Here is a 1,593-nt window from a genome sequence, read left to right as displayed (position 1 = left end):
ACGCCAAGGCCCTGGAGGCCGCCGGCGTCCCGGTCACCCACCGCGTCTTCGAAGGCGTCGACCACTACTTCACCCACACCGGCCCGGTGCCGTCCGGAAAGGAAGCCATCGATCTGATGGCCACCGCGTTGCGCGACGCCCTGAGGTGACCGTCCCGTCACTCACCCTCTGGCGGCGGCGATTCCTGAGGCGTCCATGTAGTCGCGGACTCGTGTGATCAGTCCGTCGCGGACGTGGAGTATCAGGAGGCCCGGGACGGTGAACGTGGTGGCCTTGGTGGTCAACGTTCCCCTCACGACATGCTCGGCGATGATCACTTCCGGATCGGCGGTCTCGTAGGCGGCGATTCTCCTGACCTCCTGCACCTGGGCGGGGCCGGCGCCCCAGGCCGCCCGGTATCCCGCGCGCACTGCCTCGCGCCCCTCGAAGCGCGAGGGGAAGCCGGGAGAGGTGAACGGGAACTCGTGCACCGCGTCCGTGGCGTAGAGATCGGCGAGATCGTCCGGGGACTTGTCGAGCATGGCCTGGTAGTAGCAGGTCAGCACCTCGCGAGGAGTGCGAACAGCAGGTGGCTGCAGATGCGACACGGGACTCGTCCCTTCGCTCAACACTTGTTGACCCAGCCAGCGTAAGATGCGGTCAAGAGTTCGGTCAACGATTGTAGAGTGAATCGGTGTCCACTCCTCGCGAGTCCCGTGCCGACCGTCGCCGAGCGACCGAAGAGCGCATCCTCGACCGTGCGCGCGAGCTGTTTGCCGAGAAGGGATTCGAGCGCACCACCATCCGTGCCGTGGCGGCCGCGGCGAGCGTGGATCCGGCTCTGGTCATGCAGTACTTCGGCTCGAAACGGGAGCTGTTCAGCCAGGCCGTGCAGGCGCTCCCCGCGCCGCTGACGGCCACTGACGCCGAGGCGCTCGTGGAGCAGTTGCTGGCGTCGCTCGGCCTCAAGCTCGGCGGTCTTCCCGAGGGCACGCTGGCGATGATGCGGTCCATGCTCACCGACCAGGCGGCAGCCGATCAGATCCGTGTCGCTCTCGGTCGGCAGATCGCCGGCGTCGGTGCCGCCCTGCCCGCCGACGAGGATCCCGAACTGCGTGCCGCGCTGGTGGTCACCGCGCTGCTGGGCGTCACCATCGGCCATCAACTCCTCGGCCTGGCGGCGCTGCGTGAGGCCCCTGCCGATCGCATCGCCGAGTTGCTCCGGCCGGCCATCAAGGCCTTGGTGGGACCGCAGCCGGAGTGACCGTGACGCCGCCGATGTCCGGTGCGTGGAGGAGGTTTCCATCCCCAAAGTGACGCCTGTCCTGTCTCAACGAAGTTAGTCGTCCGTCCCTGAGCTGACCTGCGTGGACTGGATTAGGCGAGACGCGGGGACTGGGTTCGTTGAGACAATCTCGGCCCCCTAACGCAGCTGCGCGTTCCGATGCTGGTCGCCCGCCTGCTCCAAGGCGGCCTCGTAGGCGTGCAGGGCAGTGATGACTGTGGCGCGTTCCGCGGGGTCGAGACCTCGCATGACACGTTCCCAGGCAGAGGCGCTGCCAGAAAGCCATTCTCCGATCGGTGCGGCGTAGGCGGGGGCGATGGCGATGATGC

The 1,593-nt window shown here is 67.5% G+C and carries 2 protein-coding genes and 2 pseudogenes; 2 read left to right on the top strand and 2 right to left on the bottom strand.

What is annotated here, in order from left to right; all coding sequences use genetic code 11:
• A pseudogene (locus JF597_RS54900) lies at positions 1-149 on the top strand (alpha/beta hydrolase); the annotation flags it as partial.
• 12 nt (positions 150-161) lie between these two features.
• On the opposite strand, the gene JF597_RS54895 reads toward JF597_RS54900, so the two are convergent.
• Positions 162-587: a nuclear transport factor 2 family protein gene (locus JF597_RS54895; protein ID WP_294014693.1), complete on the bottom strand. Its 426-nt coding sequence runs from the start codon at positions 585-587 to the stop codon at positions 162-164.
• A gap of 86 nt (positions 588-673) precedes the next feature.
• Here JF597_RS54895 and JF597_RS54890 point away from each other — a divergent pair, with 86 nt between their 5' ends.
• Positions 674-1,243, top strand: coding sequence for a TetR family transcriptional regulator (locus tag JF597_RS54890; protein WP_294014691.1), 570 nt, complete (start codon positions 674-676; stop codon positions 1,241-1,243).
• A 159-nt stretch (positions 1,244-1,402) separates the two neighbouring features.
• Here JF597_RS54890 and JF597_RS54885 read toward each other — a convergent pair.
• Positions 1,403-1,593: pseudogene (locus JF597_RS54885) on the bottom strand (MarR family transcriptional regulator); the annotation flags it as partial.

This window comes from Streptomyces sp. (genome assembly GCF_019510245.1).
Lineage (GTDB): Bacteria > Actinomycetota > Actinomycetes > Streptomycetales > Streptomycetaceae > Streptomyces.
The sequence above is the reverse complement of the archived record's forward strand: the minus strand, read 5'-3'. Positions and strand labels throughout refer to the sequence as shown.